This is a genomic window from Roseibium sp. RP-7 (genome assembly GCF_053005225.1).
Map to the genome: position 1 here is coordinate 329,480 of NZ_JBRKQA010000001.1, position 25,366 is coordinate 354,845.

Consider the following 25,366-nt stretch of genomic DNA (forward strand, 5'->3'; position numbering starts at 1 on the left):
CAAGACAAAAGGGACTGCACACACTCCATGGGCGCCTACATCCTCCGCCGCTTGCTGCTGATGATACCGACGCTGGTCGGGATCATGGCAATCAACTTCGTCATCATCCAGTTTGCGCCAGGTGGTCCGGTCGAGCGGGTCATTGCCCAGTTGCAGGGAACGGACGTTTCGGCGACATCACGCATCAGCGGTGGTGGCAGCGACATGCTGGGGGGCGGCAACGACGCCTCCGGTGGCAGTGGTGGCGCAACTGCAGACTCGGCCAGTTCGAAATATCGCGGTGCCCAGGGGCTTGACCCGGAATTCATCAAGGAACTGGAAGCGCAGTTCGGTTTCGACAAGCCGCCGCTGGAACGCTTCCTGAAGATGCTGGGCGACTATGCCCGCTTCGATTTCGGCGAAAGCTATTTCCGCGACATCAAGATCATCGATCTGATTGCCGAAAAACTGCCGGTTTCGATCTCGCTCGGCCTCTGGATGACGCTGATATCCTATGCGGTGTCGATACCGCTCGGGATCCGCAAGGCCGTTTCCGACGGTTCGCGGTTCGACGTCTGGACCTCCGGTGTCATCGTCGTGGCTTACGCCATACCGGGCTTTCTCTTTGCGGTTCTCTTGATCGTGCTTTTCGCCGGCGGGTCCTTCTGGGATATCTTTCCCTTGCGGGGGCTGGTGTCTGACAATTGGGAACAGCTCTCGTGGCCTGCCCGGATCGCCGATTATTTCTGGCACCTTGCCCTGCCCTTGACGGCCATGGCCCTGTCCGCCTTCGCGACAACCACCTTGCTGACCAAGAACTCGTTCCTGGATGAAATCCGCAAGCAATACGTGATCACCGCGAGGGCAAAGGGACTGACGGAAAGCCAGGTGCTTTACGGACATGTGTTCCGCAACGCCATGCTGATCGTGGTGGCCGGTTTCCCGGGGGCCTTCATTTCGTCCTTCTTTGCCGGCTCGCTCCTCATCGAGACGATCTTCTCGCTCGATGGCCTGGGATTGCTCAGTTTTGAATCGGTGATCAACCGCGACTACGCGGTTGTTTTCGCAACGCTCTATATCTTCTCGCTCATGGGCCTTCTGGTGAACCTCATTTCCGACCTGACCTACACCTGGATCGATCCCCGGATCGACTTCGAAAGCAGGGAGGTCTGATCGATGGCGACCGATTCAGACAGTGATGCAGGAAGTGCAAACTACGAGACCGGCAGTGGCGGACATGAGGCTGGCGGATATGAAGCCGAAAGCCGCGAGCGGTCCAGGGCGGCCTACTTCGAAGCAGCTGTAACGGATGATCGCGAAGCGTTTGTCGTCCCGGCAAAGGGTTCCAAGGCACGCCTCTCGCCGATAAACCAGCGGCGGCTGGTGAACTTCAAGGCCAACAGGCGCGGATATTGGTCGCTCTGGATTTTCCTGGTGCTGTTCGTCATGGCCATGCTGGCCGAATTCCTGACCAACGACCGGCCGATCCTTGTTTCCTACAACGGCGAATTGCTGGCGCCGGTCTTCGTCGATTACCCGGAAGAAAAGTTCGGTGGCTTCCTGGCGGTGACAGACTACCGCGATCCGTTCATCCAGGAAGAGATCAGTGCCAACGGTTGGATGCTGTGGCCGCCGGTGCGTTATTCCTACCGATCGGTCAACAATGATATTCCGGTCCCGGCACCTGCACCTCCCTCCTGGACGATGGACAAGGAAAAGCGTTGCTCGCGCTATCCGCTTGGCGCGGAAGATCCCAATTGCGTCATGGGCAACTGGAACTGGCTCGGTACGGACGACCAGGGCCGGGATGTGCTTGCGCGTCTCGTCTACGGCTTCCGGATTTCCGTGCTGTTCGGTCTGGCGCTGACGCTGGCATCCTCCGTCATCGGCATCGCGGCAGGGGCCGTGCAGGGCTATTATGGCGGCTGGACCGATCTCCTGTTCCAGCGTTTCATCGAGATCTGGACAGCGGTTCCAACGCTTTACCTCATCCTGATCGTGTCGTCGTTTCTGGTGCCCGGCTTCTGGACCCTTTTCACCATTCTGCTGGCATTTTCCTGGGTGGCGCTCGTGGGTGTCGTGCGCGCGGAATTCCTGCGCGGCCGGAACCTGGAATACATATCCGCAGCCCGGGCACTCGGCGTTTCCAATCCGGTGATCATGTGGCGGCACCTGCTTCCCAACGCCATGGTGGCGACGCTTACCTTCATGCCGTTCATTCTCAACGGTTCGATTTCCACCCTGACGGCGCTGGATTTCCTCGGCTTCGGCCTGCCGCCAGGGTCGGCATCACTTGGCGAACTGCTGGCGCAGGGCAAGAACAACCTTCAGGCGCCCTGGCTCGGGATCACCGGCTTCATGGTCATTTCACTGATGTTGAGCCTGTTGATCTTTATCGGCGAGGCGGTGCGTGATGCGTTCGACCCGCGCAAGAGTCTGGGGTGAGGAACACAAGATGACAAAAGAAACGCTCCTCTCCGTAGAAGACCTGTCCGTTGCCTTTTCCCAAGGCGGCAGCAAGAACCTTGCCGTCGACCGGATCACCTTCGACATCAAGAAGGGTGAGACCGTCGCACTGGTGGGGGAAAGCGGCTCGGGTAAGTCCGTAACCGCTCAGTCGGTCTTGCGGCTTCTGCCTTATCCCGCAGCCTCGCACCCCTCCGGCAGGATCCTGATGAACGGTCAGGATCTTCTGGCGGTTGAAGAAGTCGAACTGCGCAAGGTGCGCGGCAACGGCATCTCGATGATTTTCCAGGAACCAATGACCTCGCTCAATCCGCTGCACTCGGTGGAAAAGCAGGTTTCGGAAATTCTGAAGATCCACCGGGGCATGAGCGATACAAAGGCACGTGAGCGCGTGCTGGAACTGCTCAACCAGGTGGGCATCCGCGATCCTGAAAAACGTCTCAACTCCTATCCCCACCAGCTTTCCGGTGGCCAGCGCCAGCGCGTGATGATTGCCATGTCGCTGGCCAACGAACCGGACCTGCTGATTGCCGACGAACCGACCACGGCGCTCGACGTCACGGTTCAGGCGCAGATCCTGGAGTTGCTGAAGGACCTTCAGCGCCGCCACGGCATGGCGATGCTGTTCATTACCCACGACCTTGGGATCGTGCGCAAGTTCGCCGACCGGGTCTGCGTGATGACCAAGGGCAAAATCGTCGAGCAGGGACCGGTTGCCGATATCTTCGACCGGCCGCAGCACGCCTACACCAAGCACCTTCTCACTGCTGAGCCCAAGGGCGAACCACCGGCGACGGACAAGAGCAAGCCGATTGTCGTTCAGGCAGACGATCTGAAGGTGTGGTTCCCGGTCAAGCGGGGCTTCCTGCGCAAGACTGTCGACCACATCAAGGCGGTGGACGGGATCGATGTGGAAGTGCGGCAGGGCCAGACGCTCGGGATCGTCGGCGAAAGCGGATCGGGCAAGACAACACTCGGGCTTGCGATCCTGCGCATGATTTCCTCCACCGGGCGGATTGCCTTCAACGGTGCCGAAATCCAGAAGAATTCCTGGAAGGAAATGCGCCCGCTGCGCCGGGACATGCAGATCGTGTTTCAGGATCCCTTTGGTGCGCTGAGCCCGCGCATGTCGGTGGCTGAAATCGTCGGTGAGGGCCTGCAGGTGCATTTCCCCGGTATTTCGGCCGATGAGCGCGACCGCAAGGTCGCCAAGGCCCTGGAGGAAGTCGGGCTCGATGCGTCCACCCGGCATCGCTATCCGCATGAATTCTCAGGAGGCCAGCGTCAGCGCATCTCCATCGCACGGGCCATGGTTCTTGAGCCGAAGTTCGTCATGCTGGACGAGCCGACTTCAGCCCTCGACATGAGTGTCCAGGCCCAGGTGGTCGATCTGTTGCGAGATCTGCAGAAGGCGCACGGTCTTGCCTATCTGTTCATTTCACACGACCTGAAGGTTGTCCGTGCCCTGGCCAACGAGGTTATCGTCATGCGGCAGGGCAAGGTGGTGGAACAGGGCGCCTCCGAACAGATCTTCGATGCGCCCCGGACCGATTACACCAAGGCCCTGATGGCTGCCGCCTTCCGCCTGGAAGCCGCACCGGAAGGTGTGGTGAGCGCGTAATCCTGACGGACCGGGCAGGGCACATGTGCTGCCTCGTCCAAAGGTGTGCCGTCTGCCGGTATCGAAAGACGGACAGTGCACTCGGTTGAGCCGTTATTCTTCGGTAGCGGCGCGGGCGTCCGTACAGCGCGGCAGGCCACCATCGATGCCGTTCTTGCCGTCAGCCATCTGTTCCTCAAGATCGACATCGCGCAGCAGTGGTATGTAGCCGCCCAGCTCATCCGCTTTCAGATAGGTGCTGACCAGGATACGCGCGGGCCGGTGCTCGAAAGCAAGGCAGCCGTCGACGCCGACTTCCATATTGCCTTCGATCTTGTCCCGTTCCGCCTTGTCCATTGTCAGAAGGTACGTCTGAAAGGCCTTGAAGGCGGGGATCCTGTCGTCCGGTAGCCGGTAGATCGCAATCCGCCGGCCTTCCTGCAGTTCGGCGCTCAGCTCCGCCCGCTCGGCTTTGGACGATACGCGGACGAAAGCAAGTTTCTCCTCCATAACCAGTTTGCCGGTCTTCTTGTCCTTCACCGTCAGCATCATGCGTGCTCCGCCTTCCGGGATACGGATGCTGGCCGGATATCTGACGGCAACCCGCAAGCCTGCCGGGTTGGTTTTCAGAAGGTCGAAGTTTGCCAGTTTGACCATGGTGGCAACTGGAACATGACTGCATGCAGCCAAAAGAAACAGGGGCAGGCAAAGCATAACCGCAAGCAGCGAGCGGCTTGAAAAGGGGGGCGACATGGGAAGTGCGTTTCGATCCGAAGACAGGAGAGTGTGATTGTCCATCGCAGGGGCGGGCAAGGTCTGGGGAGACCTTGCCCGCTTCCCCGGTCATGAACAGGGCGGGATCGAGCTCTCAAGGTCGTTGCGGCTTGAAGCCTGCGTGTTTCGCAGGTCGAAATTCTCCGCCAGAGCCACGAAGGTCTCCAGTTCCGATGTCTTGAGATAAGTCGAAATCAGCATTTCGCCAGTGTCGGCCGCATCGAGCTTGCAGCCGGTGACGTCGATCGACAGGGATCCGCCAATCGATTGCTGACGAGACTGGGGCATGGCCAGATACTTGGCCTGCAGTGCTCGCAATTCAGCTACCTGTTTTGCCGGGATCCGATACACAGTCACCACGTTTTCCGGTGCCTCCGTACGTACTTCAGCTGCCTGTTCGCCGGTTGTGGTCCTTTGCAGCTCGATCCGCTTTTCCTGGACAACGCGCCCCGTTTCCTTATCGGAAAGGACAACATGAACCGTTGCAGCTCCATCCGGAACTTTCATTCTGTCGGGATGACGGACCGCTAGCCGGAAGAGGTCCGGGTCGGTCGTGGCGGGATTGAACCGGTCGAGTGGGTCCGCAAAGGACGATGCGGTGCCAAAGGCCGTCAGAAAAAGAGCAATAAGAAGGGTTCTCGCGCGCACCCGAGGGTTCGCGCCGCAAGACGACAAAACAGACATGTGGAGTGGCTCCAATTTAAGTTGCAGCGATTAATTATCGTAAAACAATAAAAAATAAAAGCAGAAAATATATGCGACGCACACGGCATCAGGCCTTTGGCTGGTCGTAACCAAAGGGGAAACTGGGAATTCCAGCTGAAAACCTTGTGTTTTGAATGTCCTGCAGGCGGTGACCGGCCGTGTCAGCGTTCCGGCATCGACCAGTCGTCCGGCTGTTTCTTGCGTTCGCGCAGCCTGAGGGCAAGACCGATTGAAACGCCAACGCCGATGGCGACGGTCAGATCGATCAGGACCGTCAGGATCAGCGTGGTCAACAGCAACATGCGGTCGGCCATCGGGGCGCTCAGATAGGATTTCCACTTGTGCGGTTCGCTCATGCTCCAGGCAGTGAGAACCAGCAAGGCCGCCATGGCGGGCAACGCAAGGTATCCGGCCAGGGAGGCCGCAACCAGCATGATCAGCAAGATGGCAAGCGCATGCACCAGCCCGGATACCGGCGTCTTGCCACCGGCACGGACGTTTGTGGCCGTGCGGGCAATGGCACCGGTGGCCGGAAGGCCGCCAAAAAGGGCAGACGCGATATTGGCGGTTCCCTGTGCCAGCATCTCGGCGTTGGGGCGGTGGCTTCCTTCGATCATCCTGTCGGCCACCATCGCGGACAGAAGTGATTCCACGCCGGCAAGGAACGCGATCACGATGGCGGAGGGAAACAGCTCCACGACCCGCTCGACAGTGACGCTTGGCAGCGCCGGAAGTGGCAGCGTGTTGGGCAGGGCACCGAAGCGCGAGGCTATGGTCTCTACCGGCAGGGTGGCCAGAACGACAGCCAGCGAGGCCAGTGACACGGCAACGATCAGCCCCGGAAAGGCCGGAGCCATCCGGCGCAGAGTGACGATCATTACCAGCGTGACCAGGGCAAGTCCGCTGGCGGCCAGCGAGGCGGTGTCACGTGCCTCCCAGAGAACGGGAAGTTTTTCCAGAAAATCCGCCGGTACCTCGGAGATCTGAAGGCCGAAGAAATCCTTGATCTGGCTAGAGGCGATGATGATCGCGATGCCGATTGTGAACCCGTTGACCACGGCTTCCGGCACATAGCGGATCAGCCTGCCGATCCGGAAATACCCGCCGATCAATAGCAGTATGCCTGCCATGAAGGTTGCCAGCACCAGCCCGTCGTACCCGTGATCGGCAATGACGCCGTAAACCACCACGATGAAAGCGCCGGTCGGCCCGCCAATCTGCACCCGGCTGCCGCCGAGAAGCGAGATGAAGAACCCGCCGACAATCGCCGTTACCAGCCCTTTCGCAGGATCGGCCCCCGAAGCAATGGCGATCGCCAGGCTGAGCGGCAGGGCAACCATGGCAACGGTGATCCCGGCGACGAGGTCGGCACGGAAGAGCGGCAGGGAATAATCCTGCAATGTGGTAACGATCTTGGGGAGCCGCATGAAGGCACCGGAGAAGCAGTAAGGAAGGATGTGGACACAGTCTTCCGCACTGCACGCCCAAAATCAACTGTTTGTTGAAACGGGCATCCCGCGGCGCTTGGTCACGGCATACTTCTACCTGGAAACAGCAGTTTTACGGGCACCTTGAAACACAACCCAGGAGAGCGGCCAAGGTGTGTTCTAGCCGACCCAGCAAGTCGCGAAGAAGCCGTTCTTCTCCTGGTCCTTGCCGATGGATCGACGGGTCTTGAAGCCGATCAGGCCATCGGCGCCTCCCACGTCATGCCCCAGTCCCTCAAGCCTCTGCTGAAGGTTCCGTACCGCGCCTCTGGTTGTTTCCTTCATCGGTTTCCAGTCGCCGACAAAACCGCTGTTGTTGCCATACCTGTCCGCCAGGTGACCGACGAAGAGCGCATAGGTGTCGCTCTCGTTGTAGTCCTTGATGACGTAGAAGTTTTCCGTGGCAATGAAGGCTGGGCCGTAGCGGCCGGCAGGCAGCAGGATATTGCCCGGCCGGTTGACCTCGTTGGCCGGAAAAGGCTTGCCGCTGACGCGCTTGACGCCTTCACGCACGAAGTCGGAGATCTTCTGGCGGTTGTCCGGACCTTCCCGCGTACATGAGACGTTGTCGGGAAGGTGGACTTCATATCCCCAGTCGCGGTCAGCTACCCAGCCATGTGCCGAGAGATAATGGGCAATGGAGGCCATCGTGTCGATGTCGGAGGTCCAGATGTTGCGCTTGCCGTCACCATCGAAATCGACCGCGTACTTCCAGAAGGAAGACGGCAGGAACTGTGGTTGACCCATGGCTCCACCCCAGGAACTTTTCATGCCCTGCCTGGATACATCGCCATTTTGCAGGATCTTCAATCCGGCGATCAATTCGCCTTTGAAGAAGTCCGGCCTCTGGCCCATGAAGGCCTGCGTCGCCAGAACGCGGATCGCGTCATAGGGGATCTTGGCCCCGCCATAGCCTGATTCCCTTGCCCAGATGGCCAGGATGATCCGGCTGGGTACGCCGTATTTCGCTTCGATCCGCGACAGCACGGCCGCGTGTTTCTGCATCAGCGACCGCCCGCGTGGCACAAGGGCGTTGAATTGGCTGTCCCGGAAGTAGCGGCTTGGGGAACCGAACTCGGCCTGAAAGTTGATCTTGGGCGGCGTGCCCTTGCCGCCTGGCCCGACCAGCCCCGGCAGGGAGGTGTCGGGTGTCAGACCTTTCAGTTCCCGGTCGAGAGTTGCCTGGGAGATGCCTTGCTGGCGCGCCGCCGGAGCAACTTCTGAAGACAGGAACTGCCGGAATTGGGCATCATACTGGCCCGCGTTGGCGGGCAGTAAAGTAACGGCGAGGCAGCTCAGGGTCGCAAGAACAAGCTTCGGCAAACGGCAGATCACATCGGGCTCCCGGATCACGACAGGTCGGGGCAGCCTAACATGTTCCGGGTCTTCGTCCGACCGTGCTTAAAGCTCTGTCCAAGCCAAATTGCGCCCGGCCTGGCTCATCAGCCAGGATTTCTCGAAGCGGTACCAGCTGCCGCCGCGTCTCTGGTCATGATGGCGGGAAATCGGTGCGGCCATCAGATGGCACATCAGCAAGGTGCCGACGGCGCCATGGCCGACGAACAGGACCGGGTCTTCCTCGGGAATGTGGCGCAGGGCGCTTTTGACACCATTGACGATCCGGTCCTGGGCGTCGATCGCACGTTCCCAGCCGCGAACGGAATGATGCGGATCGGCAAAGAAAAGATCTGCGGTCCGCTCGAACTCTTCTGGTGGCAGAAAGCCGGTCGCGCTCCGGTCATTCTCGTGCAGGAACGGAAGCGACCGCTGAAAGACGCGGAGGCGGCCGGAGAAGACCTGCGCGGTATCAAGCGCCTTCTTTTCGGCACTGGAGATTACCTGTCGGATGTCCTTGGCAAACGGCAGGACGGTGGATTTCGCCGCACGCTCCCGGCCCGTATCCGACAGGCCCCACTCGGGAACGGGAACGTCCGGATCGATCAGGACTTCCGGATGGGTCAGGTACGCGCACCAGGTCATCAGAGCGTTCCGTCGAGCCAGCCCTTGATCAGTTCAAAGGCGATTGAAATCGAAGGCGGTATCTTGTGGCCCTCGGGATGCGTATCGGCCAGCATTTGCCGCACTTCGTCCCGGTCGCACCACTTGCAGGCTTCAAGCTCGTCGTCCTCGATAACGATGTCGAAGGACGTCGCCTTGCCGATACAGCCGAGCATCAGGTTCGCCGGAAACGGCCAGGGCTGGTTGGCAATCAGACGGACGTCGCCAACGACGATCCCGCTTTCCTCCAGCGTTTCGCGCCGCACGGCCTGTTCGATTGTTTCTCCCGGTTCCATGAAACCGGCGAGGGTGGTGTAAATGCCCTCCGGAAGTCGGGCCGGGCGGCCCAGCAGGGCCTTGTCTCCGCTCTCGTCGGTAATCAGCATGATCACACAGGGGTCTGTGCGCGGAAAATGCTGGCCGCCGCAGGACGGGCAATCGCGACGGTATCCGGCTTCGGACAGATGGCTTTTCTCGCCGCAGCGCGAGCAGAACTGATGGGTGCGATGCCAGTGGATCAGGGCGCGGGCCTGGGCAAGTGCGCCCATGTCCTGCGGTGCAAATGCGTTCTGCAGGGCAAGGGTGCGCAAGTCGATAAGCTGAAGGTCCGTGCGATCCGCAAGGTCTTCGTCTGTCGCGGGCAAGGCCGTTGCGAACAGGGCCTCGCCGTTTTCCGGGCGCAGTCCCAGGAAAATCATCTCCTCCCGCACGGCCCCGAGCGAAAGGGCGACCTCCAGACGATGCCCGACGGCAAGGTTTTCGCCCGCGGCAAAGACCAATGTCCGGTCCGTTGAAAGCACGATGCGCGTATCGGGCTTTTCCAGAAGACTTGCCAGATAGGCGGTATCGCCACGCCGTGTTGATTGCCGGTCAAGGGTGTTGCCGAGGAAACTCATTTCCATGGCCAGGGAACCGGCGGGGTTGGCGTTCATGTCAAAGTCCTTGGAAGAGAAAGGGGCGGGAGGTCAATAGGTGCTGGTTCTTCACGTAGTGCATTTTCCAGTTCGGAGAAACCGCTTCCTGCCGGTGCCGCCGATCACATCTGAATGCAGATTGAAACAGCTACGAGGCAGGATGTTGGACCGGTCCGGCAATCAGTCGTCGTCACCGGCAAGGGTATCCCGCAACTTCTCGATCAGGGTTTCCACCCTGTCGTGGGAATACTCCTGCGCCGGAACCGCACCCCAGACCGGCCCGGGCCAGGCCGGATCGTCCCGGTAACGGGCGATCACGTGGACATGCAGTTGGGACACCTGATTGCCGAGAGCGCCGACATTCAGCTTCTCGCAGTCGGTCACTTCGCGCAGCACCCGGCTGGCCAGGGCGATTTCTCGCATCAACTGCATCTGGTCGGCCTCCTCCAGATCGATGATCTCGACGAGGTCCGACTGGCGCGGAATTAGCAGAAGCCAGGGATAGTTGGCATCTTTCAGCAGACGGACGGTGCACAGCGTCAGATCGCTGACGAAGTAGCTGTCGCCTTCGAGACGGGCATTGAGGGCAAAGGATGACATGAAACACTCCGGGCAGAATTTCCCGAAGGCTACACGCTTCGTGGCGGGTTTGGGAGTGTGATTTCCCGGCGAACAAAAAACCGTGTTGCCCTCTTGCCAAACCCCATCCTTCTTCTGATATAAGGCCCTCGGGAGGTTGGTGGTGGACGAGCCACTCGCCAACCGGGTCAGGTCCGGAAGGAAGCAGCCCTAACGAGCCTCGGCACGGGTCGCCGTGCCAGCCTCCCACCCTATCCAAAGCATCAGCTTTACCAAAAAGCACCGCCGGTTCTCCGCGGTGCTTTTTTGTTTTTCAGGCTTGGGCTCTCCGCATCTCAAATCGACAAGTTGACTTACCTGGTACATTGGTACCATGATAGCAGCATGGAAAAATCAGTTGAGCGCGTTCAAACCGGTGTGCGCCTGGAAAAACGGTTGCTGAAGGTCCTGAAAGGGCTCGCCGAACATCTGGACATCAGTCTTGGCGACCTGATCGAGGGCATGGCGCTGCATGCTTTTGAGAACAAGCCGCCGTTTTCGAAGGAGACGCTGGACAAGATCCGGCAACTCAAGAGCGTTTACGACCTCGATCTGAGCGCGGCCGACAGCCACAAACTGAAGGACGAAACAAATGCCGGAGCTTAGGGATTACGCGCAGCTTTCCGATCGCTTCGAAGCTGGCCAGCTGGATGCAAAAGGCTTCAGCCATGTGGACCATATCGGCGTTGCCTGCCAGATGCTGCAGAAGTACGAGTTTCTGGAAGCGGCTTGCCGATATGGCAACGCCTTGCGTGGCCTCGCCTCCAGAGCAGGCGTGCCGGAGAAATACAACACCACCATCACCCTGGCCTTCCTGGGCATCCTGTCGGAGCGGATGGCCGAGACGCCGCATGAAACCTTCGGCGAATTTCTTGCCAAGAACCCGGATCTCAGCTCAAGGGCGTTGATGGCAACGTGGTATTCGGACGCGCGGCTTGGGTCGCCAGGCGCAAGGCAACGGTTTTTGTTGCCGGACAGATATCAGGGCTGAGGAAATCGGATAACTACCGCGGTTTCCTGCTCAGGCGCTTGGCGTTTGCGCGGACACGCTTCGCATAGGGCCGTGTGCCCTTTGCCGCGATTGATTGCCCACCCAGCCAGTACCGCTGAAACGACGTCATTCCATCACGTAGCAGCGCCCTGTTCATGGCAAACGCGCTTTCCGTCGCAGCTGCAGCCTTTTCGCTTATCATCCGATGAAGCTCCGGATTGGTCCAGGCCGTGCCCGCCGCAAGGTTTGCGGTCCAGTCCTGGCAGCGCAGGGCGATGACGACAGGCGCCTGGAACCAGAGGCTGAACAGGTCGTGCGAGAGTTTTCCAGACATATCGTCTCCCTGATGAAAACCGGCTGAAAATAACGGCCGGCAGTTACTCAATGCGTGGCTTGGGCAAAGGGTTCCCTGAAGGTATTGCGGCCCGGGGCAGTCCGACGCACAAAAACTTTCAAAAGCCCGTCCCACTTTTCGAAAAAATGGTTATGGTGCGGCTCATGGATGAGACAGGCTTTTCCGAAAGTGACGGCGGGCAGACGCCGGGGTTGATGGCGGATCAGGGCGCGGTGAAACCGGCGACCGACGATGGTGCTTACCGCGTTCTTGCGCGCAAGTACCGGCCGAAGACGTTTGAGGATCTGGTCGGCCAGGAGCCGATGGTGCAGACGCTGGAAAATGCGTTTGAAACCGGGCGGATTGCGCAGGCCTGGATGCTGACCGGGGTGCGCGGCGTCGGCAAGACCACCACCGCCCGCATCCTCGCGCGGGGCCTAAACTACGAAGTGCCGGGCGTTGCCGACAAGCCGACGGTGAAGCTCACGCAGGAAGGCACGCACTGCAAGGCCATCATGGAAGGCCGCCATGTCGACGTCATCGAGATGGACGCCGCCTCCCACACCGGCATCAACGACATTCGCGAAATCATCGATGCGGCCCGCTACCGCCCGGCAACGGCGCGCTACAAGGTCTACATCATCGACGAAGTGCACATGCTTTCGAACGCCGCCTTCAACGGTCTGCTGAAGACACTGGAAGAGCCGCCGGAGCACGTGAAGTTCATCTTCGCGACGACTGAGATCCGCAAGGTGCCGATCACGGTCCTGTCGCGCTGCCAGCGTTTCGACCTGCGCCGGATCGAACAATCCAAGCTGATCGGTCTGCTGCGCCGGATCTCCGATGCCGAGGGCATCCAGATTTCCGACGAAGCCCTGATGCTGATTGCCCGTGCGGGGGAGGGATCGGCGCGCGATTCCCTGTCCCTGCTCGATCAGGCCATGGCCCATGGCGCCGGCGCCATCGAGGCGGAAGACCTGCGTCAGATGCTGGGTCTTGCGGACCGTGCCCGGGTGATTGACCTCTTCGGCCACATCATGGCCGGCCGGATCGAGGACGCCCTGGGCGAACTGCAGGCGCAATATGAGGTCGGTGCGGATCCGGCCATCGTGCTGACGGACCTGGCGGACTTCACGCATCTTGTCACGCGCATGAAGGTTGCGCCGAAATCGGCTGACGAAGCGTCGGTGACCGAAGCTGAACGGGCGCGCGGCCGTGAGTTTGCAGAGCAGATTTCCGTTCGGCTTCTGTCCCGCGCCTGGCAGATCCTCTTGAAGGGTGTCCAGGAAGTTCAGTCCGCGTCCAAGCCACTGGCCGCTGCCGACATGGTGTTGGTGCGCCTTGCCTATGCCGCGGACCTGCCGGATCCGGGCGACCTGATGGCACAGATCAAGAATGGCCAGAACCCGTTTGGCGGTGCGGCACCATCTGGTGGCGGCGGAGCACCTGCCGGTGGTGGCGGTGGTACATCCGCCATGGCTGTCGGCATGAACTACGCGCCTGGCAGTTCAGGCAGTGGCCCGATCATGCAGGCAAGCGCCCGCCCTCAGCTCTCGGCCATCCAGGGCGGCAGGCCAGCGCCTCAGGGAGTGACGCAAGCCGCGCCCGAACCGCAGGCTCAGCCGGCGTATAATCTCAAGAGCCTCTACGATTGCGCTGCCCTTGCCTCCGAGAAGGGCGACATTCCGTTCAAGGTCAAGATCCAGCGCCTCATGCGTCTGGTGAAATTCGAACCCGGCAAGATCGAGATCCAGCCGACGGACGACGCCCCGGCCGATATCGCCGGCGAGTTCGGCCGCAAACTGACCGAATGGACCGGACAGCGCTGGTTTGTCGTGGTTTCCCGCAATCAGGGACGCCCGACCATCCACGAGGAGCAGGAGGCCAACCAGCAGCAACTCTTGTCCGACGCGAAGTCGCACCCAACCGTTGCTGCCCTGCTGGCGCAGTTCCCGGGTGCCCGTGTTGTCGACGTAAAGGTTCAGGTTACCGAAGAAGACGACGCTGCTCTGGCCGACCCGATGGTCAGCGATCCGCTCCTGAGCGAAGCGCTCGGGGATGACGAAGACGATTGATCCGCGCTTCTTGTTCTTCTAAATGCAGTTCCCAGATAGGTAAGGTCGCGGAAATCCGCGCCATGTGAGGGTTTGGAAGGAGTCGTTCCATGGATTTCCTCAAGATGATGAAACAGGCCAAGCAAATGCAGGAGCAGATGGGCTCGCTGCAGGAGCAGATCGTTGAGATCGAGGCCGAAGGCTCGGCCGGTGGCGGCCTGGTCACCGTACGTCTCAACGGCAAGAGCGATCTGAAGTCGCTGTCGATCGATCCGTCTCTTCTGAAGGAAGAGGAAAAGGAGATCCTTGAGGATCTGCTGATTGCCGCCCACACCGAAGCCCGTGCCAAGGTCGAGCAGGCAATTCAGGAAAAGACCCAGGAACTGATGGGTGGTCTGGGCCTGCCCGCCGGCATGAAACTGCCGTTCTGATACCAACTGAAGTGCGTGGCGGCTGTAAGAGCCTCGCGCCATGCCTCGTAAGCCGGCCACTTGGTCGCGTCCTGGAAATGAGGGGAGCGATCCGGCCGGTTTGACGCAGCAGGTCTTTCAGGTGGTCGTCAACGCGCGCTGAAGAGAAAACCATGGCACAGAAAAGTGTGGCAGGACCGGAAATCGAACGGCTGATCCAGCTCCTGGCGAAATTGCCGGGGCTTGGCCCGCGTTCGGCGCGCCGTGCCGCGCTGCATCTGATCAAGAAAAAGGATCAGCTGCTGGTACCGCTGGCGGACGCCATGGGCATTGCGGTTCGGGAAATCGGCATCTGCTCGACTTGTGGCACTGTCGATACGTCCGATCCCTGCACCATCTGTTCAGATCCGAAACGCGACCAGAGTGTTCTGGTAGTGGTCGAGGATGTTGCCGATCTGTGGGCGCTGGAACGTGCCGGCGCGGTCAATGCCCGGTATCACGTCCTGGGCGGTACCCTGTCGCCTCTCGACGGCATCGGCCCGGAGGATCTCAATCTCGCCTCGCTGATCGACCGTTGCGGGTCGGAAGGCTTTTCGGAAGTCATTCTGGCGATCAACGCCACCGTCGAGGGGCAGACAACGGCCCACTACATCATGGACCAGCTGTCCCATCTTGAGGTCAATGTCACCCGCCTCGCCCATGGGGTGCCCGTCGGCGGCGAACTGGACTATCTGGACGAAGGCACGCTGGCGCAGGCGCTGCGCGCCCGGACGAGGTTCTAGAAACACGCTGGAAACCAGGCACCTGGCACACTGCCGAAACCGACAGCCTCACTTCTCATACAAAAACGCGGCGCAAAACAGATCGCCGGGAAACCGGAAGATCTCTCGGCTTGATGTAAAACCAGCTGTCTCGCCCATCGCCAACCAGTCTTCCGGGGTCTCGGGAAAGTCGTGCGTGCTGATGTGCTCCCAGAGGTGGTCGTATTCGGCGTCGGTAAGTGAACGAAACCGGTGGCGCAGTTCTTTCTGCCAGCGGCGTGTATAATCGGCTCGTGTTTCGCCGGGCAGGCACACAGGCTCCGCGCAGACGAAGACGCCGCCCGGCTTGAGCGCGTTGCGGACCGCTGACAGCATTTCCTGCTTTTGCGCGCGCTGAAGATGATGGATGGAATAGCCGCACCAGATGAAGTTGGCGCTGGCCGGACGGCTCACGATACCCTCCACCATGTCCTCTTCGGCAAGTTCCACATCATAAGGCACGTCCTTCATCACCCGGGCGGCGCATTGCAGCGCCGGGCGTGACAGGTCGAGGCCCTCGTAGGTCGCAACCTTGCTGTCCTGAAGCACCGTCTGCGCAAGACTGGCGTCGCCGCAGGCCAGATCCAAAAAAGCGAAAGGCCTGTCAAAACGTTTGCCGATCTCGTCGCGCAAGAGCTGGCCGATTTCCCGGTGGTGCATTTCGTTGGCACGCACCAGCTTGTGATAGATGTTCCACTCGAACTGGAACATTTTCAAGGCTTCGGGTGCCAGCCCCTTGGTGATGTCGGTGTCGGGGGCGAAATGAAGATGCAGCATCGTGCGGTCCGAACCTGGGGTGTAAAGTACCGGCAACGAACAACCGTTTAACAAATTTTAGTTTCAGAAACGGGTTTATACAACAATAAGTTTAGTTTTCGGTCGCCTATCGTCCGCGGGCTTGCACATGATCGGCGCTGCACTTATGTCGAGGCGGTCGTTCACGAGAAATTTGAAGGTGTCATGTTCCAAGCTGCTTCCCGCGCCATGTCCGAGGTGTTCGAACCGCCGTTCCGGGCAATTTTCTGGAAGATGCTTGGCTTTACACTTGGCGTGCTGGTTGTCATCTGGATCGCCCTTCAGGGCGTGATCGCGGCCTTCGTCGCGCTGCCCTATGCCTGGATGGACACTGCAATATCCGTTCTGACGGGCATTGGTGCAATTTTCGTATTGGGCTTCCTGATTGCGCCTATTTCAGCGCTCTTTGCAGGCCTCTTTCAGGACGAGATCGCGGATATCGTCGACAAGAAGGACTATCCGCACGACCAGCCGGGCCGCGCACTGCCGCTGTCGCAGTCGATCGTGCAGACAATCAAGTTCACCGGCGTCGTGATTTTGGGCAACCTGTTTGCCCTGGTGCTGCTGCTTGTGCCCGGTGTCAATCTGGTCGCCTTCTTCATCGTGAACGGTTACCTGCTAGGCCGGGAATTCTTCGAATTCGCCGCCATGCGGTTTCTTCCGGCGGCCGAGGCGAAGGCGTTCCGCAAGGCACGGGGCGGAACCGTTTTTCTCGGTGGTCTCATCATCGCCGGCTTGCTTGCCGTGCCGATTCTCAACCTGGTGACACCGATCTTTGCGACCATCTTCATGCTGCATCTTTTCAAGCTGCTGGCAGCGCAGCGGCAGAATGTGGCGCGCGCCTGAAGACTGTCTCGCTCTTGCGGGGCGGGAGACGGCACCCTGCAATTGAGGCTGCCAGGATGGCGTCACGTCACCCGACACTTGCATATCCCATGGCAATCTGACCAAGTGCGCCTCCGAACCGGAGGAGCACATGCAGGAATTGCTGACGGAAATCGCGGAAGCCGCCGCTGCCAATCCCGACAAAGGCAATGTCGCGACCTATATTCCCGAACTGGCAGGCATCGATCCCAACCAGTTCGGCATAGCCGTCGCCCTGGCCGATGGCAGGGTCTTTACAGCCGGCAATGCCGATGTGCCGTTCTCCATCCAGTCCGTCTCCAAGATTTTTGCCCTTGCTCTGGCGCTCGGCCGGGTCGGAGATCAGCTCTGGTACAGGGTTGGGCGCGAACCCTCCGGGCTTTCCTTCGATTCGATCCTGCTTCTGGAGCGGGAAGACGGCATTCCCCGCAATCCGTTCATCAATGCCGGTGCGCTGGTGACGACGGATACCTATCTGGCGGGATCAACGCCACGGGAAGCTCTGGGCGAATTGCTGCGCTTTATTCGCGCCGCCTGCGACGACGACAGCATCCACATGAACGAGAAGGTCGCGAAGTCGGAACTCGCTACCGGACACCGCAATTTCTCGCTTGCCCATTATCTGGCGTCCTACGGCAACCTGCGGGCTTCCGTCGACAAGGTGCTTGGCACCTACTGCCATCAATGCGCCATTGAGATGTCCTGCCGGCAGCTTGCGCTTGCCGGCCGTTTTCTGGTGGATGCGCCCCGGATGCCGGGCCTTGTTTCGATCGAGCGCCGGAGGCGGATCAATGCCCTCATGATGACTTGTGGCCATTACGACGGTTCGGGCGATTTCGCCTTTCGTGTCGGCATGCCGGGCAAAAGTGGTGTCGGCGGCGGCATTCTCGTGATTTCACCAAGTCGGGCGTCGATCGCCGTCTGGTCGCCGGGTCTCAACAAGTACGGCAATTCCAAGCTGGGCACGGAAGCAATGGAGCATTTTGCTCACAAAACCGGCTGGTCGGTGTTCGGCGTTCCCCACGGGGGCGAAGGGGCTCACGTTTAGGTCACTTTCTGTCACCGGATGAATTTAAACGATATAGAAGTAGTTTCCTTGCAATTAGGCCTATAGGATATTTTGACCTTTTGAAGCGTTGGCGCTATTACGCACCTAGACAACGCTTTGATTTGCTTACGTTTGCGTAAACGTAAACTGGAGTGAGGTGAGTTGAGGTTGGGTCGTTTGGCCAGGAGGCTGCGCCGGTTCGTCCGGGGTCGGAACCAGGTTCAAACGGGTCATCTTAAGCGCATTTCGCTCTAGCGTCGTACGGGAGAGGAATTCCATGTCGAACGCCGATCTGCGGGGCAACCGCCCGCTGTCGCCCCATCTTCAGATTTACAAGCCCATTCTGACGATGGTCATGTCGATTCTGCACCGCATCACTGGCGCGGCGCTCTATTTCGGCACTGTCCTGCTGGCCTGGTGGCTGATCGCCGCTGCGGCGGGCCCCAGCTACTTCGATTTCGTCAACGGCATCTACGGCTCGATCATCGGCCGTCTGATCCTGTTCGGCTTCACCTGGGCGCTTGTGCATCACATGCTCGGCGGCCTGCGCCATTTCATCTGGGACATGGGTGCGGGCTTCGGCAAGGAAGCGCGCGAGTGGCTCGCCAAGGCGACCATCATCGGGTCCGTTGCCGTCACGCTGATCCTCTGGATCATCGGCTACGCGGTTCGCTAAGGAGAGTGTCATGACAGATATGCGCACACCCCTGAACAAGGTACGCGGCCTTGGATCTGCCAAGGAAGGCACCGATCACTTCTGGAAGCAGCGTCTGACCGCTGTCGCCAACGTGTTCCTGATCTCGTTCTTCGTGATCCTGGTGATCGCGATGCAGGGCTCCTCCCACGGCGACGTGGTCGAGACCCTCAAGAACCCGCTCGTTTCGATCATCCTGCTCCTGGTTATCCTCTCCGGCGTCTATCACATGAAGCTCGGCATGCAGGTGATCATCGAAGACTATGTGCATGGCGAAGGCATCAAGTTCCTCACGTTGATGGCGAACACCTTCTTCTGCGCCTTTATCGGTTTCGGCTGCGTCTTCGCAGTGCTCAAGATTGGCTTTGGAGGCTGACCCGAATGGCCAAGACCTATGAATTTGTCGACCACACCTATGATGTGGTGGTCGTCGGCGCCGGTGGCGCAGGCCTGCGGGCCACGCTCGGCATGGCCGAGCAGGGCCTGAGAACGGCCTGCATCACCAAGGTGTTCCCGACCCGCTCCCACACCGTTGCTGCCCAGGGCGGCATCGCCGCGTCGCTCAAGAACATGACGCCGGACTGCTGGGAATGGCACATGTACGACACGGTAAAGGGGTCCGACTGGCTCGGTGACACCGACGCCATGGAATACCTGGCCCGTGAAGCGCCGAAGGCGGTCTACGAACTGGAACACTATGGTGTGCCGTTCTCCCGGACCGAAGACGGCCGCATCTATCAGCGCCCGTTCGGTGGTCACATGCAGAACTACGGCGAAGGTCCTCCCGTTCAGCGTACTTGCGCTGCAGCCGACCGGACCGGACACGCCATCCTGCACACGCTGTACGGCCAGTCCCTGCGCAACAATGCCGAATTCTACATCGAGTATTTCGCGCTCGACCTGATCATGTCCGAAGACGGCGTGTGCCAGGGCGTGATCGCGTGGAACCTCGATGACGGCACCATGCACCGCTTTGCCGCCAAGATGGTGGTTCTGGCGACCGGCGGTTACGGCCGCGCCTTCTTCTCGGCAACCTCCGCCCACACCTGCACCGGTGATGGTGGCGGCATGGTGGCCCGTGCGGGCCTGCCGCTTCAGGACATGGAATTCGTCCAGTTCCACCCGACCGGTATCTACGGCTCCGGCTGCCTGATCACCGAAGGGGCACGCGGCGAAGGCGGCTATCTGGTCAACTCCGAGGGCGAACGCTTCATGGAGCGCTACGCACCGTCGGCCAAGGACCTTGCCTCCCGTGACGTGGTCTCGCGCTGCATGACCATGGAAATTCGTGAAGGCCGCGGCGTAGGCAAGGACAAGGACCACATCTTCCTGCACCTGGATCACCTCGATCCGGCTCTGCTGGCCGAACGTCTGCCGGGCATTTCCGAAAGCGCCCGCATCTTCGCCGGCGTGGATGTGACAAAGGATCCGATCCCGGTCCTGCCGACCGTTCACTACAACATGGGCGGCATTCCGACCAACTACTGGGGCGAAGTGCTGAACGCGGACGGCAACAATCCGAACCGCATCCAGGAAGGCCTGATGGCCGTCGGTGAAGCCGGCTGTGCATCGGTTCACGGTGCCAACCGTCTCGGCTCCAACTCGCTGATCGACCTTGTGGTCTTCGGCCGCGCGGCGGCAATCAAGGCAGGTGAGGTCGTCGATCCGAAATCGGCCGTTCCGGCGCCGAGCGAAGCTTCCTGTGAAAAGATCATGGACCGCTTCGACAAGCTGCGGAACGCTTCCGGTTCCATCCCGACCGCCGATCTTCGCGACAAGATGCAGCGCGCCATGCAGGAAGACGCCGCCGTCTTCCGGACCCAGGAAAGCCTGGAGCAGGGCTGCAAGCGTCTGACCGAGATCTGGGGCGAAATGAAGGACCTCAAGGTCTCCGACCGTTCGCTGATCTGGAACTCCGATCTGGTGGAAACACTGGAGCTGGAGAACCTTATGGCCAACGCCATCACCACGGTCTACGGCGCGGAAGCCCGCAAGGAAAGCCGCGGCGCCCATGCCCGCGAGGACTACAAGGACGGTCCGTTTGCCGGCCGTGATGACGAGAACTGGCGCAAGCACACGCTCTCGTGGGTCGACGAAGCCGGCAACGTCAAGCTGGACTACCGTCCGGTGGTGCTCGATCCGCTGACCACCCTTGAAGAGGGTGGCATCGATCCGAAGAAGATCGCGCCGAAAGCGCGCGTCTACTAAGGAGACGGCACGGTGAGCCAGGTGGCAACCCTTTTGGACACGAGAAGTCCGTTCGGCACATATCCCGCCGAGCGGATGGTCCGGGCTGCCTGGCGTCTTGCCGACCGGCACGACCTTTCCAAGGGCCTGCGCAAGCGTATCCGCTCCCTGGTGGCGCGCTTCTTCAAGGGCCCTTACGACCTGGAAGCCGACGGTCTGAAGTTCCGGATCTATCCGGGTGAAAACTATGACGACCGCAAGATCCTGGCCAAGGGCCGCCTGCCGGAGCGCGAAGAACACAAGCTGATCGAACCGCATCTGGGCAAGGGCAAGGTGTTTGTCGATATCGGCGCCAACATCGGCTCCTATTCGATCTTTGCCGCCGGTCTCGGCGCGGAGGTTGTTGCGATCGAGGCCAACCCGCAGACGGCAACGAAGCTCGGTTTCAACGTACGTGCAAACGACCTGGACACCGTTACGGTGGTCAATTCAGCCGTTGGCCCGCGCGACGATACGCTGCCGCTGTGGCAGGAACCGAGCAACTGCGGCTTTGCCACCTTCGTGAAGGACCTGACCACCGGCGAATGGGCTGGCGACTGGACACCAACCTTCGTCAAGGTTCGTCCGCTGACTGCCATAGCCGACGACCAGGGCCTCACCCGGATCGATGTTTTGAAAGTTGATGTGGAAGGCTTCGAGGACCGTGTGGTCCTGCCTTTCCTGAGGCACGCGGACCGGAGCCTCTGGCCCCGCGTGATCCTGCTTGAAACCAATTGCCGGCCCTACTGGACCGAGGATTGCCTGAGTGAACTGGCAAACCGCGGCTACGGGGTAACCGGCCAGACGAATGACAACATGGTCTTTGAGCTCTCTGCCTGAGCGAAAGACGATTTGGCCCTGGACGCGAAACCAAGGGCCCAACGCGGAGCAGTAACGAGATGGTTCAGCTGACGCTTCCCCGGAACTCCCAGGTGACGGAAGGCAAGGTGTGGGACAAGCCGGAAGGCGCCACCAACCTGCGTGAATACCGCATCTATCGCTGGAACCCGGACGATGGCCGCAACCCGCGCGTCGATACCTATTTCATCAATGCGGACGATTGCGGGCCGATGGTGCTCGACGGCCTCATCTACATCAAGAACAAGATCGATCCGACACTGACCTTCCGCCGGTCCTGCCGCGAAGGTATCTGCGGGTCCTGCGCGATGAACATCGACGGCACCAATACTCTGGCCTGCACCAAGGGCATGGACGAGATTGCCGGCGACGTCGTCAAGATCTACCCGCTGCCACACATGCCGGTGGTTAAGGACCTTGTGCCGGATCTGACCAATTTCTATGCCCAGCACCGCTCGATCGAGCCGTGGTTGAAGACAGTATCGCCAGCCCCGGAAAAGGAATGGCGCCAGTCGCATGAAGACCGGGTGAAGCTTGATGGCCTGTATGAGTGCATTCTGTGTGCCTGCTGCTCCACCTCCTGCCCGAGTTACTGGTGGAACGGCGACCGCTATCTCGGCCCGGCCGTCCTTCTGCAGGCCTATCGCTGGCTGATCGACAGCCGTGACGAGGCCACCGGCGAGCGTCTGGACAATCTGGAAGACCCCTTCCGTCTCTATCGCTGCCACACCATCATGAACTGCTCGCAAGCCTGCCCGAAGGGCCTGAACCCGGCGAAGGCCATTGCCGAGATCAAGAAGATGATGGTCGAACGCCGGGTTTGATTGACCGGTCAGATTTGTTCTGCGATTTGGCCGCCCTCGGGCGGCCATTTCTTTGGGAGGACATGGTCCAGGGATCCGCAAATTGTATCTGAAATTCAAGCTCGGCTGAAAGAGCTGGAGACTCGGGAGCGGATCACCATTCCGCTGGCCATCGAAAGCGGCAGCAGGGCATGGGGGTTTCCTTCAGCCGACAGTGACTATGACTGCCGCTTTGTCTACGTCCGCACAGTCGAGAAGACGGTGACACTGTTTCCGGTGCGCGACGTCATCGAGGAGCCGCTGACACCGGTCTTCGACATAAACGGCTGGGACCTGGCGAAGGCCCTGCGGCTCATGTATGTGGGCAATGCGGTGATTGTGGAGTGGTTGAAGTCGGTATTCGCCTATCAACTGCACGAACCTTTTCGCGACGCCGCGCTTGACCTAGCAGATGTCGTGTGTGACCGCAGACTAATCTGCAAGCACTACTATCATCTCGCCAAAGCACAGATCCATAGGCAGAATTTTTTCCAAGGCGATGTATCCCTGAAGAAGACGCTCTATTGCCTCAGGCCGCTCGCAGCGCTCATGTGGTTAAGTCACCATCCCGAGCGCGCGGTCGCACCGATGAATTTTCAGGATCTACGTCAGAACGCCGGTTTCCCGGATGTCGTTTCCCGCGAGATCGACATCTTGCTGGAACGCAAAGCGTTGAGTTCCGAAATGGGCTCCGAAAGGTTGAACCCCGTATTGTCTGGGTTCATTCTCGATACTTTCGACGGTTTCCAGTCCTTTGCCAACGCAGGCGAGCCCTGTGCGGTGCATCAGGGCCGAATAGATGATTTCTGGCGGCATTGGTCTGCCGAGCTTAGTCCTCGCTAGAGTGCAAGACCGGCTAGCCCTGAAAACTCACACCTTAGCCCGGCACACCAGAAGCGAGCTGTTGCACCAGCCCCTGAACCCGGGAACACGACCAAGCGTGCGGGTAAGGGCGATTTCAGCGGGTTTCAGCGGGCCCCATTCGAAGGTCTTTCCGCGCAGGTGGTGGAACAGTTTCCCGTGGCGGTTGGTTTCCTCGTACCAGGGGCTGAGCATCGGCAGATAGGGCAGGCACGAGAGATAGCCGATGCCGTGCACCGACTCGATCGTGACCGCGCGGCCGATGATCTCCGACCATTCGTTCAAGGTCATGCGGACCTGGTGCTCGGCGTAGTGCAGGTGGCTCAGCTTTAGCCGGTCGAGGCGGTAAAGCTGCGGGACCACGGCAAGGATCAGCCCACCCGGCGCAATGACCTCACCACATTGACGCATCACGGATTCGATCGCCGGCCCACGGCCTGGCAGATGCTCCAGCACGTCCAGAAGGGCGATCACATCCGGTTGCCAGGGCAGGTCGTCGCGGTGTTCGGAAAGACGGGTGGCATCCAGCACGATGTCCGGTTCGAACGCCGCTTCATAATCGGCACCGCAATAGTCGAAATCCAGGCCGGTGTCGGCGAGATATTCTTTCGAAATCGAGGTCGAGCAACCGATATCGAGAATACGCGGCGGCCGACCAAGGTCTTGTGCCCAGTCCCGGATGGTGCGGGCGACAATGTCGAACTTCACCGTTCCGTACAGGTTCCTCTGGGCGTTCGCGAGCTTCTTGACCAGATACTGCGAATGGACCGTAACTTCGGATTGCTCATCATCCGCTAGGTCTGGTCTCTCTGTTCGATCCAGAGTTTGGTGCACACTGCCTCTCCTTCTGTCGCCAAGCGGTGAATGCCGGGTTCGTAGGTGTAGGTGGTCAGGTCGGCCATCAGCACGATCAGTTCGCCGAGGATCAGCTCGACCACTTCATCGGCAACGCTGCCGGAGCCGGGAATGAAATTGGCCGGGTAGCCGTCGTTGACGAGGCAGATCTGCTTGTCCGCCCCCTGTTGGCCGGGAAGCTGGAAAGCCTTGATCGACGGATGAATGTCGCAGGCTGGCGACTGTTCCAGAAAATCGACGTCGATTTCGATACGCCGGGAACTGGCGCTCGCCACCAGGCAGCCGTTGCGAAGCTGCTGCAACACGTCCCCGGTTATCGACAAGCGCCCTGCTGCCCCGACAACCAGGTCGCATTGCTCGAGATCCGTGGGATGAAGGGTCGCCGGATAACCTGACAACCTTGCTTCTGCGATTTTCAGCGGGTCGACATCGATCAGCGAGACGATGACATCCAGCCGGCGCAGGGCCTTGGCCACGCCGAACCCGATCCAGCCCGCTCCGAAGACAGCAGCGCGCCGGCCGGCCAGGGAGTTGCCGAGATCGCGCATGAGCCCATCCAGGCACCGGGCAATGGTCTCGCCGCAACGTACCGCTTCCAGGCGCTTCAGCTCGCTGTCGGCACAGTGGAGCACAGGCACCCGCAGCCGTGTCTGCCCGGCCCGCCAGACGCCTTGCTTGGTGATCTCCACCACGCCTTCGACAAGGTGCAGCTGATCTTGAAACCGCTCGTGCAGCAATTCGACGGCATAACCGCCGACTTCCTGAATAACGAGCTTCTGGTCGGAGGCCCGGCAGGCATCCAGGCTCTTCTGCAAGGCCTTGGCCAAGACCTCTTTGAATTCTGGCTCGGTCTTCGGGCACTGGACCTTGTCGCCGTATACGGCCTGCCATTTCAGACGTGTCACATCACTGCCGGAGGAATACGGGATGCCGATGATTGCATCGAAATCCATGACCCCTTCCAGCGCATTGATCATGCGCCTTGTGTCGTCAAACAGATGCGCCACCAGCAGATACCGGTGCGCTTCACTCTTGAAGAGATCGAGCCGCTTGACCAGCGCCGGCAGATAGTCCGCACGTCGGGCATAGGCGGGCGCGGCCGCGGTAGATATGTCGCTTAATGGATGCATTGTTAGTTATTCCGAGGGTTCTGCCATTCTGGCACTGCGCCGCCGGTACGCACAAGTGCGAGT

27 protein-coding genes and 1 other RNA gene are annotated in these 25,366 nt (G+C 60.1%); 17 read left to right on the top strand and 11 right to left on the bottom strand.

The window, feature by feature from the left end:
* The first annotated feature begins 27 nt into the window (after nucleotides 1-27).
* From ACVDG9_RS01435 to ACVDG9_RS01445, 3 genes are read left to right on the top strand one after another with little or no spacing between them, the layout of a single operon-like run.
* Nucleotides 28-1,152, top strand: coding sequence for a microcin C ABC transporter permease YejB (locus ACVDG9_RS01435; RefSeq protein ID WP_022999057.1), 1,125 nt, complete (start codon nucleotides 28-30; stop codon nucleotides 1,150-1,152).
* A gap of 3 nt (nucleotides 1,153-1,155) precedes the next feature.
* Nucleotides 1,156-2,424, top strand: a complete 1,269-nt coding sequence (locus ACVDG9_RS01440) for an ABC transporter permease (protein WP_022999056.1) — start codon at nucleotides 1,156-1,158, stop codon at nucleotides 2,422-2,424.
* 10 nt (nucleotides 2,425-2,434) lie between these two features.
* Nucleotides 2,435-4,066: an ABC transporter ATP-binding protein gene (locus ACVDG9_RS01445; RefSeq protein ID WP_447237132.1), complete on the top strand. Its 1,632-nt coding sequence runs from the start codon at nucleotides 2,435-2,437 to the stop codon at nucleotides 4,064-4,066.
* 93 nt (nucleotides 4,067-4,159) lie between these two features.
* Here the strand turns inward: ACVDG9_RS01445 and ACVDG9_RS01450 are convergent, their stop codons facing one another.
* The 7 genes from ACVDG9_RS01450 to ACVDG9_RS01480 form a co-directional block, all read right to left on the bottom strand.
* Nucleotides 4,160-4,702 carry a hypothetical protein gene (locus tag ACVDG9_RS01450; protein WP_447237133.1) on the bottom strand — a complete coding sequence of 181 codons (543 nt, stop codon included), beginning with the start codon at nucleotides 4,700-4,702 and terminating at the stop codon, nucleotides 4,160-4,162.
* A gap of 186 nt (nucleotides 4,703-4,888) precedes the next feature.
* On the bottom strand, nucleotides 4,889-5,503 hold the full coding sequence (locus tag ACVDG9_RS01455; protein ID WP_447237134.1) for a hypothetical protein: 615 nt from the start codon (nucleotides 5,501-5,503) through the stop codon (nucleotides 4,889-4,891).
* Nucleotides 5,504-5,685: 182 nt separating this feature from the next.
* Complete coding sequence (locus ACVDG9_RS01460; protein ID WP_447237135.1) at nucleotides 5,686-6,951, bottom strand: SulP family inorganic anion transporter; 1,266 nt, start codon at nucleotides 6,949-6,951, stop codon at nucleotides 5,686-5,688.
* A 180-nt stretch (nucleotides 6,952-7,131) separates the two neighbouring features.
* Nucleotides 7,132-8,346 carry a lytic murein transglycosylase gene (locus tag ACVDG9_RS01465; protein WP_229005502.1) on the bottom strand — a complete coding sequence of 405 codons (1,215 nt, stop codon included), beginning with the start codon at nucleotides 8,344-8,346 and terminating at the stop codon, nucleotides 7,132-7,134.
* A 66-nt stretch (nucleotides 8,347-8,412) separates the two neighbouring features.
* Nucleotides 8,413-8,991, bottom strand: a complete 579-nt coding sequence (locus ACVDG9_RS01470; RefSeq protein WP_447237136.1) for a histidine phosphatase family protein — start codon at nucleotides 8,989-8,991, stop codon at nucleotides 8,413-8,415.
* A complete protein-coding gene (gene nudC / locus ACVDG9_RS01475) occupies nucleotides 8,991-9,941 on the bottom strand; it encodes an NAD(+) diphosphatase (protein WP_447237137.1) in 951 nt (316 codons plus the stop codon). Before nudC ends, ACVDG9_RS01470 begins: the two co-directional genes overlap by 1 nt.
* 162 nt (nucleotides 9,942-10,103) lie before the next feature.
* Nucleotides 10,104-10,523, bottom strand: coding sequence for an HIT family protein (locus tag ACVDG9_RS01480; protein ID WP_022999048.1), 420 nt, complete (start codon nucleotides 10,521-10,523; stop codon nucleotides 10,104-10,106).
* Nucleotides 10,524-10,654: 131 nt separating this feature from the next.
* Between ACVDG9_RS01480 and ffs the strand changes: the two genes are divergently transcribed.
* The 3 genes from ffs to ACVDG9_RS01495 all read left to right on the top strand — a co-directional run bounded on the left by ffs (nucleotide 10,655) and on the right by ACVDG9_RS01495 (nucleotide 11,532).
* Nucleotides 10,655-10,752: signal recognition particle sRNA small type (ffs, locus tag ACVDG9_RS01485), an RNA gene on the top strand.
* A gap of 134 nt (nucleotides 10,753-10,886) precedes the next feature.
* Nucleotides 10,887-11,147 carry a hypothetical protein gene (locus ACVDG9_RS01490; protein WP_022999047.1) on the top strand — a complete coding sequence of 87 codons (261 nt, stop codon included), beginning with the start codon at nucleotides 10,887-10,889 and terminating at the stop codon, nucleotides 11,145-11,147.
* Complete coding sequence (locus tag ACVDG9_RS01495; RefSeq protein WP_055657163.1) at nucleotides 11,134-11,532, top strand: hypothetical protein; 399 nt, start codon at nucleotides 11,134-11,136, stop codon at nucleotides 11,530-11,532. The genes ACVDG9_RS01490 and ACVDG9_RS01495 overlap by 14 nt, the downstream gene beginning before the upstream one ends.
* A 13-nt stretch (nucleotides 11,533-11,545) precedes the next feature.
* Here ACVDG9_RS01495 and ACVDG9_RS01500 read toward each other — a convergent pair whose 3' ends face one another.
* Nucleotides 11,546-11,866: a hypothetical protein gene (locus ACVDG9_RS01500; protein WP_055657165.1), complete on the bottom strand. Its 321-nt coding sequence runs from the start codon at nucleotides 11,864-11,866 to the stop codon at nucleotides 11,546-11,548.
* A 164-nt stretch (nucleotides 11,867-12,030) separates the two neighbouring features.
* Between ACVDG9_RS01500 and ACVDG9_RS01505 the strand changes: the two genes are divergently transcribed.
* The 3 genes from ACVDG9_RS01505 to recR all read left to right on the top strand — a co-directional run bounded on the left by ACVDG9_RS01505 (nucleotide 12,031) and on the right by recR (nucleotide 15,112).
* Nucleotides 12,031-13,941: a DNA polymerase III subunit gamma/tau gene (locus ACVDG9_RS01505; RefSeq protein WP_447237138.1), complete on the top strand. Its 1,911-nt coding sequence runs from the start codon at nucleotides 12,031-12,033 to the stop codon at nucleotides 13,939-13,941.
* A gap of 89 nt (nucleotides 13,942-14,030) precedes the next feature.
* A complete protein-coding gene (locus tag ACVDG9_RS01510) occupies nucleotides 14,031-14,351 on the top strand; it encodes a YbaB/EbfC family nucleoid-associated protein (RefSeq protein WP_006935456.1) in 321 nt (106 codons plus the stop codon).
* 152 nt (nucleotides 14,352-14,503) lie between these two features.
* Nucleotides 14,504-15,112, top strand: a complete 609-nt coding sequence (recR, locus tag ACVDG9_RS01515) for a recombination mediator RecR (protein WP_022999043.1) — start codon at nucleotides 14,504-14,506, stop codon at nucleotides 15,110-15,112.
* Nucleotides 15,113-15,160: 48 nt separating this feature from the next.
* Here recR and ACVDG9_RS01520 read toward each other — a convergent pair whose 3' ends face one another.
* A complete protein-coding gene (locus ACVDG9_RS01520) occupies nucleotides 15,161-15,907 on the bottom strand; it encodes a class I SAM-dependent methyltransferase (RefSeq protein ID WP_447237139.1) in 747 nt (248 codons plus the stop codon).
* A 183-nt stretch (nucleotides 15,908-16,090) separates the two neighbouring features.
* Here ACVDG9_RS01520 and ACVDG9_RS01525 point away from each other — a divergent pair, with 183 nt between their 5' ends.
* The 8 genes from ACVDG9_RS01525 (at nucleotide 16,091) to ACVDG9_RS01560 (ending at nucleotide 23,300) form a co-directional block, all read left to right on the top strand.
* The gene (locus ACVDG9_RS01525) at nucleotides 16,091-16,771 is read left to right on the top strand and encodes a sulfate transporter family protein (RefSeq protein WP_022999041.1); all 681 of its coding nucleotides are present in this window, start codon (nucleotides 16,091-16,093) and stop codon (nucleotides 16,769-16,771) included.
* A 130-nt stretch (nucleotides 16,772-16,901) separates the two neighbouring features.
* Nucleotides 16,902-17,837: a glutaminase gene (locus ACVDG9_RS01530; protein ID WP_022999040.1), complete on the top strand. Its 936-nt coding sequence runs from the start codon at nucleotides 16,902-16,904 to the stop codon at nucleotides 17,835-17,837.
* 277 nt (nucleotides 17,838-18,114) lie between these two features.
* Nucleotides 18,115-18,513, top strand: coding sequence for a succinate dehydrogenase, cytochrome b556 subunit (sdhC, locus tag ACVDG9_RS01535; protein WP_055657171.1), 399 nt, complete (start codon nucleotides 18,115-18,117; stop codon nucleotides 18,511-18,513).
* Nucleotides 18,514-18,523: 10 nt separating this feature from the next.
* The gene (gene sdhD, locus ACVDG9_RS01540; RefSeq protein WP_022999038.1) at nucleotides 18,524-18,907 is read left to right on the top strand and encodes a succinate dehydrogenase, hydrophobic membrane anchor protein; all 384 of its coding nucleotides are present in this window, start codon (nucleotides 18,524-18,526) and stop codon (nucleotides 18,905-18,907) included.
* A gap of 5 nt (nucleotides 18,908-18,912) precedes the next feature.
* Entirely contained in the window at nucleotides 18,913-20,739 is a 1,827-nt protein-coding gene (sdhA, locus tag ACVDG9_RS01545) for a succinate dehydrogenase flavoprotein subunit (protein ID WP_055657173.1), read from the top strand.
* Nucleotides 20,740-20,751: 12 nt separating this feature from the next.
* Nucleotides 20,752-21,597, top strand: a complete 846-nt coding sequence (locus ACVDG9_RS01550) for an FkbM family methyltransferase (protein WP_031268686.1) — start codon at nucleotides 20,752-20,754, stop codon at nucleotides 21,595-21,597.
* A gap of 59 nt (nucleotides 21,598-21,656) precedes the next feature.
* Nucleotides 21,657-22,439, top strand: a complete 783-nt coding sequence (locus tag ACVDG9_RS01555) for a succinate dehydrogenase iron-sulfur subunit (protein WP_031268685.1) — start codon at nucleotides 21,657-21,659, stop codon at nucleotides 22,437-22,439.
* Entirely contained in the window at nucleotides 22,440-23,300 is an 861-nt protein-coding gene (locus ACVDG9_RS01560; protein ID WP_447237140.1) for a nucleotidyltransferase domain-containing protein, read from the top strand.
* Between the two features lie 27 nt (nucleotides 23,301-23,327).
* Here the strand turns inward: ACVDG9_RS01560 and ACVDG9_RS01565 are convergent, their stop codons facing one another.
* Complete coding sequence (locus ACVDG9_RS01565; RefSeq protein WP_208993819.1) at nucleotides 23,328-24,152, bottom strand: class I SAM-dependent methyltransferase; 825 nt, start codon at nucleotides 24,150-24,152, stop codon at nucleotides 23,328-23,330.
* Complete coding sequence (locus ACVDG9_RS01570; protein WP_447237141.1) at nucleotides 24,113-25,303, bottom strand: Rossmann-fold NAD(P)-binding domain-containing protein; 1,191 nt, start codon at nucleotides 25,301-25,303, stop codon at nucleotides 24,113-24,115. The genes ACVDG9_RS01565 and ACVDG9_RS01570 overlap by 40 nt, the downstream gene beginning before the upstream one ends.
* Nucleotides 25,304-25,366: the final 63 nt, after the last annotated feature.